This window comes from Shewanella sp. GD03713 (genome assembly GCF_029843705.1).
In the GTDB taxonomy this organism is placed as follows: Bacteria; Pseudomonadota; Gammaproteobacteria; order Enterobacterales; family Shewanellaceae; genus Shewanella.
The window spans coordinates 2,507,714-2,526,108 of the sequence record NZ_JAOCIW010000001.1; the positions used below are offsets into that span (position 1 = coordinate 2,507,714).

Sequence of the window (18,395 nt, forward strand, 5' to 3'; positions counted from 1 at the left end):
AAAACCAGCCGTAGCTGGTTTTTTATATTTACTGCATCGCAGCTTAGGCAATCAAGATAAAGCCAAAGAACGCAATCACAGCGGCAATTAACGCATAGGGTAACTGAGTCACCGCATGGCTCACTAAGTTACAACCAGAGCCTTGTGCGGCCAATACGGTTGAATCTGAGTAGAAACACGCTTGGCTACCAAATGATGATGCCGACAGCAGCGCACCAATCACCAGTGGAATATCCGCACCAACCGATTGCGCCAGTGGCATCACAATTGGAATGGTCACCGCAAAAATACCCCAGCTTGAACCCGTCGCAAAGGCAAGGATCGCCATAGAGAGGAATACTACCGCAGGCAACATCTTAGGCGTCATGAATGGGCTCAATGATTCAATCACATATTGTGGCAGCAGCAGCGCATCACATACATCCTTAAACACGAATGCGGCGATCACGGTACCAATAGCGGGCAGCATGCTCTTAAAACCATCGATCATCTGATCCATCATTTCTGACAGTGGCATTAAACGTTGCACTGCATAGTAAGGCAGCGTGATAACTAATGTCGCTAACAAGCCCTTCCACACGTCGATATCAAAATAAACGGTAAAGGCAACCAGTAGCAGAATAGGCACTAAGAAGTTGTGCAGCTTGCCCTGATTGTCGGCATGCTTAAACTCTTCTTCAATCGCAGCAATCGCGTATTCGTCAGAGGTTTGTACCTGGTCTAAATCGACTTGCGCCTCAGCAGGTTCACCTTGGGCGGCGCGCAGCTGGGCTTTTTTCATCGGACCAATGGCAGGCACAACACCTAACACCACCAGTAACACCATAGCTACGGCTAACCAAGCGTAAAGCATGTAGGGGATCGCCTGCATATATACGCTAATGCCCTGACCTTCTGCCGCCACACCGTTATCGACCAGCAAGCCACCAAAGAATACTGCCCAGGTGGATAATGGCACGAGCACGCACACTGGCGCTGCGGTAGAGTCAACCACATAGGCTAGCATTTCACGGGACACTTTAAACTTATCGGTCACACGCTTCATGGTTTCACCCACGGTTAACGCGTTCAGATAGTCATCGATAAAAATCACAATCCCGAGAATAAAGGTCATAAACAGAGAGGATTTAGGGCCTTTAGCAAATTTTAGTGCATTTCGACCAAACGCCAGTGCACCACCAGTACGCACTAACAGGGCAATTAACGCACCAAAACAACCACAGACTAAAATCAACCAACCGATGGTTTCATCGGCCATGACTTTTAATGAAGTGCTGGCGAAATTATTTAAGACTTGCGACGGATCGAGTAACAGGAAACCAGTTACCGCACCAATGATCAGAGAAAGAATGGGGCGGCGTAACCAAATGGCCAACACCAATACCACCAGAGGTGGAATAAGACTTAACGCTGTCGGTTCAGACATGCACTTAGGTCCTCTAAATAAGTTGCCTAAAGGGCAAAAGTTTTTAGAACAGCGCCTGAAATCACCTCGATCACGGACGCCAATATTGCTGCTTCATGATGACTAACTCCGCTGATAAAACCTGCTAAAAGCTTGTTATCTTAGGTGCCTTGCCAAAAACATCGCGCAGAAAATAAAGCGCATCGAATATCGAGTCAACCATAAATTTATGCTAACCATAAATAATTTTTAATACTGAAATAAATATTGGCATATGCATTTGATTTTAAATGACTTTAAGCCAGCGTAACGAAATCTTTATTTGACCTTAAATGCTTAATAAGCATTCAGTTAATCTGCCTAAATATCAAAAAATCGCTGAATGCCCGATAAAACCGCATTAACTAAAATCACCGCCAGTAAATCAGCGGTTAAGCAAAAACTGATTAACAATTTTATTAACATTTAACCGTTGAACGGATTTTTAGTTTCAAAAAAAGCGAGCACAGGCTCAAGTAAGCCGTTTGATAGTCGCAAAGGCTGACCCCACTAAAACCAACAGTGAATTAGTTTGATACTTTGCATACATTCAGCATTTAAAACTTGTTTTAATTTATTTAAAGCTTGGTTAAAGCATATTTAACTGGGTAGTTTAATGAAAAAAACTTGTTATTTGTGCTCAAGCCCCCTTCCTTAAGCCAAATAATTTCGTTATGGTGCACAAACTTAAGCCTAAATTAACTGCATGTTTCGAGGTGTAAATGCGCCCTATCATCAAGTCCAACAAGTTGGATACTGTTTGCTACGACATCCGCGGCCCAGTGCACAAGGAAGCCAGACGTTTAGAAGACGAGGGGCACCGCATCCTCAAACTCAACATTGGTAACCCCGCCCCCTTCGGTTTTGAAGCGCCGGAAGAAATTGTGCGCGATGTGATCCTCAATCTTCCCAGCGCCCAAGGCTACTGTGAGTCGAAAGGATTATTCTCTGCCCGCAAGGCGATTGTGCAGCATTATCAAGCGCAGGGCATTAAAGGCGTCGATATCGAAGATGTCTATATCGGTAATGGTGTGTCAGAACTGATTGTGATGGCCATGCAGGGCTTATTAAACACCGATGATGAAGTGCTTATCCCCTCTCCCGACTATCCGCTATGGACCGCGGCGGCGAATTTAGCCGGCGGTAAAGCGGTACATTACCGCTGCGATGAAGAGGCGGATTGGTTCCCGGATCTTGATGATATTAAGAGCAAAATTTCGTCTCGTACCCGTGGTATTGTGCTGATTAACCCGAACAACCCAACGGGCGCTGTTTACAGTAAAGAATTACTGCTGCAAGTTATCGAGCTCTGCCGCGAGCACAACCTGATCCTGTTTGCCGATGAAATCTACGATAAGATTTTATACGACGAGGCCAAACATATTCCGGCCGCGAGCCTCTCTGACGATATCTTAACCGTGACCTTTAATGGTCTTTCAAAAGCCTATCGCGCAGCGGGCTTTCGTGTCGGTTGGATGATGTTGTCTGGCAATCTTAAGGCTGCCAAGAGTTATATCGAAGGTTTAGAGATGCTTTCCTCGATGCGCCTGTGTGCCAACGTGCCGAATCAACATGCGATTCAAACCGCGCTCGGCGGTTACCAAAGCATTAATGAGCTGATTTTACCTAGCGGCCGCTTAACCGTGCAGCGCGATACCTGTTATGAGTTATTGAACCAAATTCCCGGTGTGAGCGTGAAAAAGCCCAAGGGGGCACTGTACGCCTTCCCCAAACTGGACATGAAAAAGTTCAACCTCAGGGATGATGAGCGCTTAGTACTCGATTTGCTCAGGGATAAAAAAATCCTCCTCGTACACGGCAGCGCCTTTAACTGGCCAGAGCCGGATCATTTAAGAGTGGTGTTTTTACCCTATAAGGAAGATTTGACTAAAGCATTGACAGAGTTTGGCAATTTCCTCGAGACCTACAAACAATAATGTTTTAGTCTCACCGCCAAGATGACCATTAGGTTAACCTCGACTAAAGCGATCCTCTGGGTCGCTTTATTTTTGCTGTGCGTAAAAACTCTTCAATCATTCCACTCACTTATCTACCTTGCCTGTGTTAGGCTAAAGCTTCATCGCCGTACTTTTTTATGCAGTATTTTTAAGCCGTATTTTTAAGCCACGCTTCTCACCGATTTGTCTTGAGTTGAGTGTTATGCGGTCCGGCATTCATATAAAGGAGCATTATGAGTCATTTATTTGCCCACCTCGCCCGAATGAAACTTATCCAGCGCTGGCCATTAATGTACAACGTGCGCACCGAAAACGTTCAAGAGCATTCGCTGCAAGTTGCCATGGTCGCCCATGCCCTCGTGATTATCAGTAATAAGAAATTTGGCACCACGCTCGATGCCCATCAGGCGACCAGTTTAGCGATTTTCCATGATGCCAGTGAGATTTTAACTGGCGACTTACCGACTCCGGTAAAGTACTTTAATAAAGAAATCGAAGCCGAGTATAAGAAGATTGAGGCCATTGCCGAGCAGCGCATGCTCGATATGGTACCCGATGAATTTAAAGAGGATTATCGCAGCCTGTTTATTAGCGATTACGCCGATCCGATTTACAAAGCCATAGTCAAATCCGCCGATACCCTGTGCGCTTACCTTAAATGTCTAGAGGAAAACCGCGCTGGCAACACCGAATTTAATACCGCGCGTAAACGACTCGAAGCCATGCTGGCGGCCAATTCCGATCCGGCGGTGAAATATTTTATGGATTGCTTTGTGCCAAGTTTCACCTTGAATTTAGACGAAATTAACAAGATGTTGTGATGTATCACTCTCGCTAGGAATGCATATGAGCTCAAGTGTTTGGCAAGAACGCCGCCATGGCGAAGATAAACAAAGACGTAATGATCATCGAAGCCCTTTCCAAAGGGACAGAGCAAGGATCCTCCACTCCGCAGCTTTTCGCCGCCTACAGGCCAAAACCCAAGTGCTTGGGGTAGGCATGAACGATTTTTATCGCACGCGCTTAACCCATTCACTCGAAGTGTCTCAAATCGGCACTGGCATTGCGGCGCAGCTCAGCCGCAAGTATCCCGAGCATAAGCCCTTATTAGGCTCGATGAGCCTGCTCGAATCCCTCTGTCTAGCCCATGATATTGGCCATCCGCCCTTTGGTCATGGCGGTGAAGTCGCACTCAACTATATGATGCGCCACCACGGCGGCTTTGAAGGCAATGGCCAGACGTTTCGTATCCTCTCGAAACTCGAGCCTTACACCGAGGCCTTTGGGATGAATCTGTGCCGCCGTACTATGCTCGGCATTTTAAAATATCCCGCATCGCAATCACTGCTGTTTGTGGCAGGTTCGCATCCTGAAATCACCAATCACAGACAGCTTAAACCATCACAATGGCCGCCTGTTAAAGGCATATTCGACGATGATAGCGACATTTTCGATTGGGTACTGGAACCGTTGTCCGTTGCCGATAGAGCGCGCTTTACCTCCGTTCAACCGAGCCTACAGCCAAACTACCCGCATCTACGCACTCAGTTTAAATCCTTCGATTGCTCGATAATGGAACTGGCGGACGACATCGCCTACGCGGTGCACGATCTTGAAGATGCGATTGTCATGGGCATAGTCACCGCCTCGCAATGGCAACAGGATGTGGCGCCGACACTTAAGCACAGTGGCGATCCTTGGATCCGCCAAGAGCTTGCCGATATCGGCACTAAGCTCTTCTCCCACGAACATCATCTGCGAAAGGATGCCATCGGTACCTTAGTAAATGGTTTTGTCACCGCCATTATTATCAACGACGATCCGGCTTTCGAGGAACCGTTGCTGCGGTTTAATGCCAGCCTAGAACCCGAATTTGCTAATGCGCTCAATGTGCTAAAGCAGTTAGTGTTTAAATACGTTATCCGTAAACCTGAGATCCAAATGCTGGAATACAAGGGCCAACAGATAGTGATGGGACTCTTCGAAGCGTTCGCCTCGGATCCCGAGCGGTTATTACCACTCAATACCCAAGAACGTTGGCGCACCAGTGAGCAGCAAGGTCAAAACAGCCACAGGGTGTTGGCAGATTATATTTCTGGCATGACGGATGAATTTGCCGGAAGACTGTACCAGCAGTTATTTAGCCCCAAGGCCGGCTCGAACGTGGAACTCAGCAAAGAGATGTAGCGCTGAACAGGCAATAAAAAACCACCGCAAGGTGGTTTTTTATTATCAGTGCGTTCCGCAAGTAAACGGCTTAGAGTCCGCCAATCGCATCTTTACACAATTGGGTGATACGCGCCCAATCGCCCTGCTCCATTGCATCGGTTGGGGCAATCCAGCTGCCGCCGATACAATCCACATTTTTCAGCGCTAAGTAATCTTTATAGCTGCTTGGCGTAATACCACCCGTTGGGCAGAAACGGATATCCGCTAATGGGCCGGAGAATGCTTTTAGCGCATCCACACCGCCCGAAGCTTCCGCTGGGAAGAATTTAAAGTGAGTGTAACCCAGCGCCATGCCCGTCATCACTTCGGATATGCTGGCAACGCCTGGGATCAAAGGCACAGGGCCTTGCATACCGGCTTTAAGCAGCTCAACCGTCGCCCCAGGGGTGATAATAAATTGCGCACCGGCAGCAATCGCCTGATCGAGCTGGGCTTCATTTAAAATGGTACCCGCGCCAACAAGCGCCTCAGGCACTTCTTGGGCGATCTTAGTGATAGCGTCGAGGGCGCATGGAGTACGTAATGTCACTTCCAAAACGCTGATCCCGCCAGCAACTAAGGCTTTAGCCAACGGCACCGCATGTTCAATCTTGTTAATGACCATAACAGGAACAATAGGGCTGCGTTTAAAAATATCTTGTGGTTGTAATGACCAGTTATTCTCAAGCATTGCGGTATTCTTCCTTTGTATTAATAAAGTTCGTCAATGGCGCTGGTACTGCGCGCACCAGTTTCTGGACTGCTTAAATTTGAACGCAGTGCCCCAAACAACTCACGGCCCATTCCATAGCGTGAGTGGCGTAAATCGATTTCAGCGGCGGTTCTCGCGGCAAGTTCGGCATCGGAGACCAATAAGCTCAGCTCACCGGTCAGTGCGTCGACACGAATCAGATCGCCATCTTGCACTTTGGCAATTAGCCCTCCATCGATAGCCTCTGGCGTTAAGTGAATTGCGGCTGGTACTTTGCCCGATGCGCCCGACATACGACCGTCGGTCATCAGAGCCACTTTAAAGCCTTTATCCTGCAGAGAGCCTAACAGTGGCGTTAACTTGTGCAGCTCAGGCATACCGTTCGCTTTCGGCCCTTGGCCTTTAACTACCACCACACAATCTCGGTCTAATGCGCCGGATTTAAACAGCGCATCGAGTTTGTTTTGATCGTCAATCACCACGGCAGGCGCTTCAACTACACGGTGTTTTTCTTGCACGGCTGACACTTTAATCACCGCACGGCCCAAGTTGCCCTTAAGCAGTTTTAAGCCACCGTTGTTTTGGAAAGGCGTAGCGACAGACGTTAATACTTCAGTATCTAAGCTGACGGTTGGACCATCGACCCAGCGCAGCTCGCCATCGAGTAATTTTGGCTCTTGGGTGTAACGACGTAGACCAAAACCGGCAACTGTGTTGACATCCTCATGTAGGAGGCCCGCGTCGAGTAATTCCTTGATAAGGAAAGCCATACCGCCCGCGGCGTGGAAGTGGTTAATGTCCGCATGACCGTTTGGATAAACACGGGCCAGCAAAGGAACCGCGTCAGATAATTCAGAAAAATCATCCCAGTTCACGATAATGCCAGCCGCACGCGCCGCCGCCACAATGTGCATGGTTAAGTTAGTTGAACCACCCGTTGCCAGTAGCGCCACTATGCCGTTCACCACGGATTTCTCGTTAACCACTTCACCGATTGGGCTGTATTGAGTGCCAAGCTCTGTTAAGCGGCACACCTGCTTGGCCGCCATTTTATTCAGCGCTTCACGCAGTGGGTCGTCAGGATTCACAAAGGATGAACCCGGCAATTGCAGCCCCATGACTTCGAGCATCAGCTGGTTCGAGTTAGCCGTACCGTAGAAGGTACAAGTGCCAGCGCTGTGATAAGACTGCGCTTCGGCTTCAAGCAGCTGCGCTCTATCGACTTTACCTTGGGCAAATTGCTGGCGAATACGGGCTTTTTCCTTGTTTGGGATCCCCGACTTCATTGGGCCTGCAGGCACAAACAGCATAGGTAAATGGCCAAAACTTAAGGCGCCAATCAATAAGCCCGGCACGATTTTGTCGCAGATACCCAGTAATAAGGCGCCATCAAACATGTTGTGGGATAAGCCCACCGCCGTCGCCATGGCAATCACTTCACGACTCAGTAAGCTCAGTTCCATCCCGGGTTGACCTTGAGTCACACCGTCACACATCGCGGGTACGCCACCTGCGACCTGTGCAACACTGCCCACTTCCTGACAAGCTTTTTTCAGCAATTCAGGATAGGTTTCATAGGGTTGGTGTGCAGACAACATATCGTTGAATGCGGTAATAATCCCGATGTTAGCTTTGGTCAGTTGACGCAATGAATTTTTGTCATCTGGACTACAAGCAGCAAAACCGTGGGCTAAGTTACCGCAGCTTAAGGAGCTACGGTGTACGCCATGGTTACGAGCATCATTTAACGCGGCTAAATACGCTTCACGAGATGCTTTGCTACGGGCAATAATTCTGTCGGTAACAGATTGAACGACTGAGTGCATGAGAGTGACTCCTTAAGCGCTCCAGAACACGTCAACGGGCGTTTTACGCTGCGCTAATACGGCTCTGATGGGCATAGCATTAACATCATCATTTTCTAAGGCTTGACGATATACGGATAATTTCTGTTCCCCGACCAAATGCAGATAAATCTGTCTGCTATTGAGGATCGCATTCTTAGATAATGTGATCCGGCCATGGGGCGCCGTGGTGGGATTGGTTGCCACACACAGGGCTTGAGTGCTCAAGGCATCATTTAACTCGGCGCTGCAAGGGAACCATGAGCAAGTGTGACCATCATTGCCCATACCGAGCACCACTACATCGAAGGGACGCGGGAAATTAGACAGCGACTCGGCGGTCATATCGGCGCCCGCTTCGGCGGTGGAAAACATATTCTTTAATCCGCGGAACTTGGCATTGGCCGCGCGGTTTTGCAGTAAATGTTCACGCACTAACCGCTCATTCGATGCACTGTCTTCCACATCTACCCAGCGCTCATCGGCGAGCGTGACATAAACATCACTCCAATCGATGGATTTCATGCTGAGGAGCTCAAACAGTTTCAGCGGTGTTGAGCCGCCGGAGACGACTAAGCTTGCCTTACCGCGGGCATCCACAGCCTCTTGCAACTGACTGGCGATCTTATTCGCCAACTGTTGCTCGAGCGCTGCGGGTGTATCAAAGGATTTAAATACGGTTTCTTTAATCATAAAAGCCCCCTATTCATCCCACGAACGGCCGTCTTTGGTGATCAGCGCGACCGACGCAACAGGTCCCCAAGTGCCCGCAGGATAAGGTTTCGGTTTCTCGTTACTTTGTTCCCATGATTGGATGATGCCATCCACCCAAGTCCAAGCCTGCTCTACTTCGTCACGGCGAACGAACAGGGCTTGGTTACCGAGCATGGCTTCGAGCAACAGACGCTCGTAAGCATCGGCGATACGCTCGTTTTTAAAGGTATCCGAGAAACTCAAGTCGAGTTTGGTGGTTTGTAAACGTTGTTTCTGCTCTAGCCCCGGCACCTTGTTCATCATCTGGATCTCAACCCCTTCATGTGGTTGCAGACGGATGGTTAACTTGTTAGGTGGCAAGTTACGGTAGCTTGAGCGATACAAGTTGTGGGGTGGGTTTTTAAAATACACCACAATTTCAGAGCTCTTGAACGGCATGCGTTTACCGCTACGCAGATAAAATGGCACGCCAGCCCAACGCCAGTTGTCGATATCGACACGCAGCGCCACAAAGGTTTCAGTATGGGACTGAAGGTTAGCGCCCTCTTCCTCTAAATAGCCAGGAACAGGACTGCCTTTTAGGAAGCCGGCACTGTACTGACCACGGACAGTGTTCTCATAGACATTGTCGGCATTGATTGGGCGCAGCGACTTCAGTACTTTCACTTTTTCATCGCGAATACTGTCAGCATCTAAGTTAACTGGTGGATCCATGGCAACCAGTGTCAACACTTGCAGTAAGTGGTTTTGGATCATATCGCGCATCTGACCGGCTTTATCGAAGTAACCCCAACGGCCTTCGATACCCACTTCTTCAGCAACGGTGATCTGGACATGGTCAATGGTCCGGTTGTCCCACTTAGACGCGAATAACGAGTTAGCGAAACGCAGCGCAATCAGGTTTTGGACTGTCTCTTTACCTAAGTAATGGTCGATACGATAAACTTGGTTTTCTTTGAAGTAGGCAGAAACTTGATCGTTAATCACACGGGAAGAAGCGAGGTCAGAGCCAATGGGCTTTTCGAGTACCACGCGAGAATCGCTATGGATAAGATTTTGTTCGTGTAAACAGCGGCAGATATCGCCAAAAATCGCAGGAGGGGTGGCAAAATAACTGACCATGACGCGCTCTTCTGGTTTGAGCAATTCATGGAAGGCGCTGTAGCCTGCAGATTCGGTGAAATTCGTGCCGACATAATGGCAGCGGGACAAGAAGCGTTGGACAGTCTCTTCGCAGAGGGCTTCTTTTACGAAGGTTTTTAACGCAAGGATGACGAGTTCTCTAAATTCATCCTGACTGAACTCATCTTTGGCAACCCCAATGACTTTGGTGTTTTTATCCAGAAGTTCAGCTTTATCTAGCTGGTATAAAGAAGGTAACAACTTGCGTCGTGCCAAGTCGCCTTTAGTACCAAAGAGTACGAAGTCACAAGCTTTGGCGCCTGATGTTGTTTTGCCCATTGCGTTACGCTCTCCTTTGTATGTTGTGTCCCTTCAAGCCAATGAAGAAATCCACACTTTTGTTGTAATATAACAACAGAATTTGTTAAATGCATCTATTTTTATCAATATTAACATTCTTGCTAACTAGGCACCTAGGGCATAAATCTGATATGCTTTTTGTGCTTAAATTACTGATGATAGTAAATTCTTATTTCAAAAATGTACTTAAAACTTACTTAAGCAGTGTCGATTAGTGAGATCCTGAAACAGATCAGCAGCACTAAACAAAAATAAATAAAATTACATTCTCAATTTAGCGGACGTACGCGTATGAATACCCTAGAAAAGGTTCAAAAAAGCCTCACCCATTTTAGTAAGTCAGAACGCAAGGTTGCAGAGGTGATCTTAGCCTCTCCGCAAACAGCTATTCACTCCAGTATTGCCACTCTGGCTAAGATGGCAGATGTGAGTGAACCTACTGTGAACCGTTTCTGTCGCCGCTTAGATACTAAAGGCTTTCCTGATTTTAAGTTACATCTGGCGCAAAGTCTCGCAAACGGTACGCCTTATGTGAGCCGCCATGTGGAAGAAGATGACTCTCCCGAGTCTTACACCACAAAAATTTTCGAATCATCAATGGCTTCCTTAGATACAGCACGTCAAAGCTTAGACGTCACTGCCATCAATAAAGCCGTGGATATTTTGACTCAAGCCAAAACGATTTCCTTCTTTGGCTTAGGCGCTTCGGCCTCCGTAGCCCATGATGCCCAGAATAAATTTTTCCGTTTTAATGTGCCTGTCATTTGTTTTGACGATGTTCTGATGCAGCGCATGAGCTGTATTAACAGCAATGAAGGCGACGTTGTGGTGCTGATTTCCCATACAGGTCGTACTAAGTCATTGATTGAAATAGCGCGTTTAGCGAGAGAAAACGGCGCGGCTGTGATTGGTATTACGGCTCGTAACTCACCGTTATCTATGGAATGTACACTGCCTGTGACAATGGAAGTGCCTGAAGATACCGATATGTATTTACCAATGGCCTCGCGTTTAGCGCAATTGGTGACTATAGATGTATTGGCGACTGGCTTTACCCTTCGCCGCGGCCCACGTTTCCGTGACAATTTAAAGCGTGTGAAAGAAGTGTTGAAAGAGTCTCGTATCAATAAAGATCCGATACTGTAATTCACTTCCTATCTTAAAAAAGGCTAGTGCAAATCGTCCGTCTAGCCTTTTTTAAAGCAAATTTCAGCGATACCTCACAAATTTGAAACATAACTTTAGATCAATTTGATTGTAACTTTACTACATAATTTGGAATTGCATGGTAATATAGCCCCAAGATTTTTTTAACTTTAACGGAGTATCTTATGTTCCGCAGAACCAAAATCGTCACCACTCTGGGCCCCGCCACTGACCGTGACGATAACTTACGCCGTATTATCGCGGCAGGTGCAAACGTTGTTCGTCTTAACTTCTCCCACGGCTCCCCCGAAGATCATCTCAAACGCGCGACTCAAGCTCGCGAAATTGCAAAAGAATTAGGTGTCCATGTTGCTATTTTAGGTGACTTACAAGGTCCTAAGATCCGTGTATCTACCTTTAAAGACAACAAGAAAGTTCAACTGAACTTAGGTCAAGCCTACATTCTGGATGCCGAGTTAGGTAAAGGCGAAGGCGACGAGAATCAAGTCGGTATCGACTATAAGCAATTGCCAGACGATGTGAATGTCGGCGATATCCTGATGCTCGATGACGGCCGTGTTCAACTGCGTGTTGAGCGCGTTGAGGGTCGTAAAGTGCACACGACTGTTACCGTTGCTGGCCCTCTATCAAACAATAAAGGGATCAACAAACAAGGTGGTGGTCTATCGGCAGCGGCTCTGACTGAAAAAGACAAGGCAGACATTCTGACTGCGGCCATGATCCAAGTGGATTACTTAGCCGTGTCTTTCCCACGTAGCGGCGCCGATCTGGAATACGCCCGTTCTTTAGCACAACAAGCTGGCAGCAATGCACTGATCGTCGCGAAAGTAGAACGTGCTGAAGCCGTTGCTAGCGAAGAAGCGATGGATGATGTGATTTTAGCCTCTGACGTAGTCATGGTTGCCCGTGGTGACTTAGGGGTTGAGATTGGTGACGCAGCACTGGTTGCAGTGCAGAAGAAGCTTATCGCTCGCTCTCGTCAACTGAATAAAATCGTGATCACTGCGACTCAAATGATGGAGTCAATGATTTCGAGCCCAATGCCAACTCGCGCGGAAGTCATGGACGTGGCCAACGCCGTGCTCGATGGTACAGACGCTGTGATGCTGTCTGCCGAAACCGCTGCTGGTGACTTCCCAGAAGAAACCGTTAAGGCGATGGCGAATGTGTGTATCGGTGCCGAATCTCACCCAAGCGTGAAAGTGTCTAAGCACAGATTAGATGCACGTTTTACTTCAGTTGAAGAAACGATCGCACTCTCTACTATGTATGCCGCTAACCACTTAGAAGGCGTTAAAGCGATTATTGCCTTAACTGAGTCTGGCGCAACACCTAAACTGATGTCACGTATCAGTTCATCTTTACCAATTCTTGGTTTATCACGCCATGAGACAACGCTGGCGAAGATGGCACTGTACCGTGGTGTGTTACCGATTTACTTCGACTCAACCATTTATCCTGCCGATGAGTTAGCGCAAAAAGCGTTGGAATCATTAACAGCTGCGGGTTATCTGCAGAGTGGCGACTTGGTATTAATGACCAAGGGCGATGCGATGGAAACTATCGGCGGCACTAACACTTGTAAAGTGTTGATCGTTGCATAATTTTTGCTGATTGGCGTTAGCTAGACGTAAAGAGTAAGGCTAACCGTCATCAAGCTTAAAAACAAAAACCACCTCAATTGAGGTGGTTTTTTTATATCTTGTCAGGCTAGAAACGATTGTAGTCGTGCTAGCCGATCAGATTATAAGGCTTCAAAATCATTCACATTGATGGCCGCTAAGCGCAGCTTATCGGCATGTAACAGCTTTTGATGCTCATCTTGAGTCACAGTGCCCTGCTCCAGCGCTTTAGCAAATAACACTAAGTTAGGCACTTTGGCTGGCAACTCACCGGCGCGTTGTGCTTTCTTGAGCTTCTTGTAAATCTCTTTACAGGCATATTGCGCCACGAAGGCCTGTTCAACCTCTGCAATACCACCCACGTCGCCTTCAAACTCTGGGCATAGGAAAGTAATGCGTTCACGAGCAGGACTCGGTTTTAACATGCCAGAGACCAATTCAGTCGCCATTTTATCGCTAGGCGCATTGAAATGGTTGCCGATGGGGAAAATCAGTGCACGTAGCAGCCATGCAAATGGGCGGTTCGGGAAGTTACGGATCACTTCTTCAAGCGCTTTAGCTGCTAAGTGCAAGCGATTTGCCATCACATAACGCACCGCGGGTAAATCGTCCTGTTGACGGCCATTGTCTTCAAACAGTTTTAAGGTGGCTGAGCCTAAGTACAGCTGGCTTAACACATCTCCCATACGTGCCGACAACATTTCCTTACGCTTCAAATCGCCGCCCATGATCAGCATTGAAATATCTGTCATCAAGGCTAATGCCGATGAAATGCGCGACATGTCTTTGTAATATTGCTTGGTATCGCCGCTCACCGGCGCACTGCCGAAACGGCTGGCAGTCAAGGCGTTGAATAAGGCACTGAACGCGTTGCGAGTGGCGTAACCCATATGGCCCATTAACAGCGAGTCGAAACGCTCGAGCGCATCGTGCTCGTTTTCCATCGCCGCGGCTTCCATTTCAGCCAACACATAAGGATGGCAACGGGTCGCACCTTGACCAAAGATCATCAAGGAACGCGTCAAAATATTCGCCCCTTCAACGGTAATCGAAATAGGATTCGACATATAAGGGTGGCCTAAGTAGTTTTTAGGTCCTAATTGGATACCCTTACCCGACTGAATATCCATCGCATCGTTCATCACAGCGCGGCCCAGTTCAGTCATGTGGAACTTAGCAATCGCCGTCACCACTGAAGGTTTAACTTTAAGATCAATACCCGTTGTGGTTAAACGGCGCGCCGCTTCCAATTGATAGGTATTAGCGATAATGCGCGCCAGCGCTTCTTGCACACCTTCAAAGTTGCCAATCGCCATACCAAATTGCTGACGCACATAGCTGTAAGCCGTGGTGGTTTTGGTCGCCATATGGCCAGAAGCGGTAGCCAATGCAGGCAGAGAAATACCGCGACCCGCCGATAAACATTCAACCAGCATGCGCCAGCCTCTGCCCGCAAACTCAGGACCACCGATAATCCAATCCAGCGGAATAAAGACTTCTTCGCCCTTAGTAGTCCCGTTCATAAACGCCATGTTAAGCGGATTATGACGACGCCCAATCACCACACCAGGATGATCGGTAGGGATCAAGGCGCAGGTAATACCTAAATTCTTTTTATCGCCAAGCAAACCATCAGGGTCGCGCATCTGGAAGGCTAAACCTAATACGGTTGCCACAGGTGCGAGGGTGATATAACGCTTGTCCCAGGTTAATTTCAGGCCTAAAACTTCTTCACCGTTAAACTCACCACGGCAAACAATACCCACATCGGGGATAGCGCCCGCATCACTACCGGCTTCAGGGCCAGTTAATGCAAAACATGGGATCTCATCACCCTTAGCTAATGCAGGTAACCAGCGCTCCTTTTGCTCTTTGGTACCATAATGAGTCAAAAGCTCACCTGGGCCTAATGAGTTTGGCACCATCACAGTGACCGCAGCACTCACACTGCGGCTGGCTAATTTACTCACAATCGTCGAGTTGGCGTAGGCAGAAAACGCACGACCACCAAACTTTTTCGGGATGATCAGCGCAAAAAAGCCTTCTTTCTTAAAGTAGTCCCACAGCTCTGGTGGCAAATCCTTACGATTATGCACAATGTCGAAATCATCGATCATCTTCAGGGCGGTCATCACCTGATTATCGATAAAGTCTTTCTCTTCAGCCGTCAGGGTTGGTTTACCGTAGCTGTGCAGGGTATTCCAGTTTGGGTTACCACGGAATAACTCGCCTTCCCACCACACATCACCCGCTTCCATCGCTTCGCGCTCGGTATCGGATAATGGCGGTAATACTTTTTTAAAGAAATGAAACACAGGCTGGGTGATAAATTGCATCCGAAGGCTCTTTACTGCAAACAGCGCAATAATCGCAATCAGGGCAATAATTATAATCGTCAACATAATCAAGACCTTTTATTAAGAAGCCACGGGGACTGATACGCCCGCAGCCATGTAGGGGATCACTTTACGGATCACGGCTTCGATGTCGTTATGCTCACCAAATTCGGCCGCGGCAATATCATTGAGCGCATCGGCTGACGCCATAGTGAAAACAATCGTGCCTAGGGTAAAGTGTAAGCGCCAAAACATTTCAGCAGGAGGAATATGCGGTGCACTGGCCGAAACAGCTTTAACAAAGGTGTCTAAATGCTGCCCATAATGGGTGGTGATAAACCAACGCAGGTGCCCTTGGCTTTCAATGTAACCGCGACCGAGCAATTGTAGGAAAATTGTCGTGCCTTCGGTGCGCAGCTCGTTCAAATCCAATAATGGATCGACTAACGCAGAGAAAATCTCCTCTAACGAGGCTTGTGTTGGCGCCGTATGTAAACGTTTTATGGCCGTCGATGCGGCGGGCATAAACACGTCTAAATAGCGGGCTAACACGGCGCGGATTAACTCTTTTTTAGAGCCAAAGTGATAGTTCACCGAGGCTAAGTTAACTTCCGCCTTGCTCGTGATAAGTCGCAATGACGTCTCAGAAAACCCCCTTTCGGCAAATAGCTTCTCTGCGGCATCAAGTATTCTAGTTTTTGTATCGGATCGACTTGCCATTCCGTGACCTTGAATTAATTTAAAACACTCGTTTAAATTAAACATTGGTATGGGAGTTGTCAAACGAAAAATGGCCAAATAAGCTGCGCCTTGCTGACAGGGATTAACAGGCCACTCACATCCGTTGCAAAAAACAATGAAAAGTCATCAAGTCCTGTGCAAAAAACACTGTGCTTAGGTAGAATGCTTAACACAAAAACAACAAAGGACTGCAATACATGGCTATTCTATTGAATCGTCCCACCACTCTTGCGCTCACCATAGCACTAACCTTAGGCGTAACCGCCTGTAATGATGCCCAAAGCAAGGCCGAAACCACTGCAGCACCTGCTGCAACTAATGCTGCGCCCGATAAAGCTCAGGCCATCGCCTTTATTCAAGATGCTGAAGCCCAGATGGCGCAGCTCTCTATCGAAGCGAATCGCGCCGAATGGATTTACAGTAACTTCATCACCGAAGATACCGCTGCACTTTCGGCCGCAGTCGGTGAAAAAGTCAGTGCCGCGTCGGTAAAATTTGCCACCGAAGCTGCCAAGTACGCCAATGTGGAACTCGATCCAGCCAATGCGCGCAAACTGAATATTCTGCGCAGCGCACTCGTGTTACCTGCGCCGCTTGATCCCGCCAAAAATGCTGAGCTGGCGCAAATCAGCTCCGAGCTCAATGGACTCTATGGTAAAGGCAAATACTGTTTCGCCGATGGCAAGTGTATGACCCAGCCAGAGCTGTCGAGCCTGATGGCGGAATCGCGTGACCCAGCCAAACTGCTTGAGGCATGGAAAGGTTGGCGCGAAATTGCAAAACCGATGCGCCCACTATTTCAACGTGAAGTTGAACTCGCCAACGAAGGTGCAAAAGATCTAGGTTACGCTAACCTCTCTGAGTTATGGCGCAGCCAATACGATATGAAACCCGATGAATTTTCACAGGAGTTAGATCGTTTATGGGGACAAGTTAAGCCCCTCTATGAATCCCTGCATTGTTACGTTCGCGGCGAGCTGAATAACGAATACGGTGATGCCATCGCGCCAAAAACCGGCCCTATTCCCGCACACTTACTGGGAAATATGTGGGCGCAGCAATGGGGCAATGTGTACGATCTCGTCGCCCCTGACGATGCCGATCCTGGCTATGATGTGACGGAATTGCTCGAGCAGAAGGGCTATGATGAACACAAGATGGTTAAACAGGCCGAAAGCTTTTTCACCTCGTTAGGCTTTGCGCCGCTGCCAGACAGTTTCTGGAGTCGCTCTTTATTCTTGCAACCCAAGGATCGTGATGTCGTTTGTCATGCCTCGGCGTGGGATTTGGATAACCTCGACGATATTCGCATCAAGATGTGTATCCAGAAAACCGCTGAAGACTTTACCGTTATTCACCACGAGCTTGGACACAACTTCTATCAACGTGCCTATAAACAGCAGCCTTTCCTGTTTAAAAACAGTGCCAATGATGGTTTCCATGAGGCCATTGGTGACACGATCGCGCTATCTATTACCCCAAGCTATCTAAAACAGATTGGCTTGCTCGAAGATGTGCCCGATGCTTCTAAGGATATTGGCTTACTGCTGAAACAAGCTTTAGATAAAATCGCCTTCCTGCCCTTTGGTTTGATGATTGACCAGTGGCGCTGGAAAGTCTTTAGCGGTGAAATCACTCCAGCGCAGTATAACCAAGCCTGGTGGGAATTAAGAGAGAAATACCAAGGCGTTAAGGCGCCAACGGATCGCAGCGAAGCCGATTTTGACCCAGGTGCCAAATACCATGTGCCCGGTAACGTGCCTTATACGCGCTACTTCCTCGCACATATTCTGCAATTCCAGTTCCATAAGGCGCTATGTGATACCGCCGGCGATAAAGGACCTGTACACAGATGCAGTATTTATGGCAATCAAGCCGCTGGGGAAAAACTCAATAAAATGTTAGAGCTGGGTGCAAGCCAACCTTGGCCAGTTGCTTTAAAAGAAGTGACAGGTACTAAGGGAATGGATGCCAAAGCCGTACTCGATTATTTTGCGCCGCTTAAAACTTGGCTCGATGAGCAAAACACGGCGGCGAATCGTCAATGTGGTTGGTAATTAAAACCAAGACGAAATGAAGCCTCTAACGTAAGTAACACCTAGGCTCTTAGGTGTGAAAATGTAACCGATAAAAATGCCCAACGATGTTGGGCATTTTCTTTTAAGCT

General features: G+C 47.9%; 13 protein-coding genes. 6 read left to right on the forward strand and 7 right to left on the reverse strand.

Annotated features, from left to right (window positions below; all coding sequences use genetic code 11):
• Window positions 1–43: 43 nt before the first annotated feature.
• Window positions 44–1,426 carry a Na+/H+ antiporter NhaC family protein gene (locus tag N5E87_RS11115; protein ID WP_011717101.1) on the reverse strand — a complete coding sequence of 461 codons (1,383 nt, stop codon included), beginning with the start codon at window positions 1,424–1,426 and terminating at the stop codon, window positions 44–46.
• 740 nt (window positions 1,427–2,166) lie between these two features.
• Here N5E87_RS11115 and N5E87_RS11120 point away from each other — a divergent pair.
• The 3 genes from N5E87_RS11120 to N5E87_RS11130 all read left to right on the forward strand — a co-directional run bounded on the left by N5E87_RS11120 (window position 2,167) and on the right by N5E87_RS11130 (window position 5,589).
• A complete protein-coding gene (locus tag N5E87_RS11120) occupies window positions 2,167–3,381 on the forward strand; it encodes a pyridoxal phosphate-dependent aminotransferase (RefSeq protein WP_086904708.1) in 1,215 nt (404 codons plus the stop codon).
• Between the two features lie 254 nt (window positions 3,382–3,635).
• Complete coding sequence (gene yfbR, locus N5E87_RS11125; RefSeq protein ID WP_011622804.1) at window positions 3,636–4,223, forward strand: 5'-deoxynucleotidase; 588 nt, start codon at window positions 3,636–3,638, stop codon at window positions 4,221–4,223.
• A 25-nt stretch (window positions 4,224–4,248) separates the two neighbouring features.
• Window positions 4,249–5,589 (forward strand): anti-phage deoxyguanosine triphosphatase, encoded by a 1,341-nt coding sequence (locus N5E87_RS11130; protein ID WP_011717103.1) that lies wholly within the window; start codon window positions 4,249–4,251, stop codon window positions 5,587–5,589.
• A 70-nt stretch (window positions 5,590–5,659) separates the two neighbouring features.
• Here N5E87_RS11130 and N5E87_RS11135 read toward each other — a convergent pair whose 3' ends face one another.
• From N5E87_RS11135 to zwf, 4 genes are read right to left on the reverse strand one after another with little or no spacing between them, the layout of a single operon-like run.
• On the reverse strand, window positions 5,660–6,301 hold the full coding sequence (locus tag N5E87_RS11135; RefSeq protein ID WP_011717104.1) for a bifunctional 4-hydroxy-2-oxoglutarate aldolase/2-dehydro-3-deoxy-phosphogluconate aldolase: 642 nt from the start codon (window positions 6,299–6,301) through the stop codon (window positions 5,660–5,662).
• Window positions 6,302–6,321: 20 nt separating this feature from the next.
• Window positions 6,322–8,148: a phosphogluconate dehydratase gene (gene edd / locus N5E87_RS11140; protein ID WP_011717105.1), complete on the reverse strand. Its 1,827-nt coding sequence runs from the start codon at window positions 8,146–8,148 to the stop codon at window positions 6,322–6,324.
• Window positions 8,149–8,160: 12 nt separating this feature from the next.
• On the reverse strand, window positions 8,161–8,859 hold the full coding sequence (pgl, locus tag N5E87_RS11145; RefSeq protein ID WP_011622808.1) for a 6-phosphogluconolactonase: 699 nt from the start codon (window positions 8,857–8,859) through the stop codon (window positions 8,161–8,163).
• Window positions 8,860–8,868: 9 nt separating this feature from the next.
• Complete coding sequence (gene zwf / locus N5E87_RS11150; RefSeq protein WP_011717106.1) at window positions 8,869–10,341, reverse strand: glucose-6-phosphate dehydrogenase; 1,473 nt, start codon at window positions 10,339–10,341, stop codon at window positions 8,869–8,871.
• Between the two features lie 312 nt (window positions 10,342–10,653).
• Here zwf and N5E87_RS11155 point away from each other — a divergent pair, with 312 nt between their 5' ends.
• The gene (locus tag N5E87_RS11155) at window positions 10,654–11,508 is read left to right on the forward strand and encodes a MurR/RpiR family transcriptional regulator (protein WP_011622810.1); all 855 of its coding nucleotides are present in this window, start codon (window positions 10,654–10,656) and stop codon (window positions 11,506–11,508) included.
• 185 nt (window positions 11,509–11,693) lie between these two features.
• A complete protein-coding gene (pyk, locus tag N5E87_RS11160; RefSeq protein ID WP_011717107.1) occupies window positions 11,694–13,133 on the forward strand; it encodes a pyruvate kinase in 1,440 nt (479 codons plus the stop codon).
• 140 nt (window positions 13,134–13,273) lie between these two features.
• Here pyk and N5E87_RS11165 read toward each other — a convergent pair whose 3' ends face one another.
• Window positions 13,274–15,553 (reverse strand): acyl-CoA dehydrogenase, encoded by a 2,280-nt coding sequence (locus N5E87_RS11165; RefSeq protein ID WP_011717108.1) that lies wholly within the window; start codon window positions 15,551–15,553, stop codon window positions 13,274–13,276.
• A 15-nt stretch (window positions 15,554–15,568) separates the two neighbouring features.
• On the reverse strand, window positions 15,569–16,207 hold the full coding sequence (locus tag N5E87_RS11170) for a TetR/AcrR family transcriptional regulator (RefSeq protein ID WP_011622813.1): 639 nt from the start codon (window positions 16,205–16,207) through the stop codon (window positions 15,569–15,571).
• A 218-nt stretch (window positions 16,208–16,425) separates the two neighbouring features.
• On the opposite strand from N5E87_RS11170, the gene N5E87_RS11175 reads away from it, so the two are divergent.
• Window positions 16,426–18,285 carry a M2 family metallopeptidase gene (locus tag N5E87_RS11175; RefSeq protein WP_011717109.1) on the forward strand — a complete coding sequence of 620 codons (1,860 nt, stop codon included), beginning with the start codon at window positions 16,426–16,428 and terminating at the stop codon, window positions 18,283–18,285.
• Window positions 18,286–18,395: the final 110 nt, after the last annotated feature.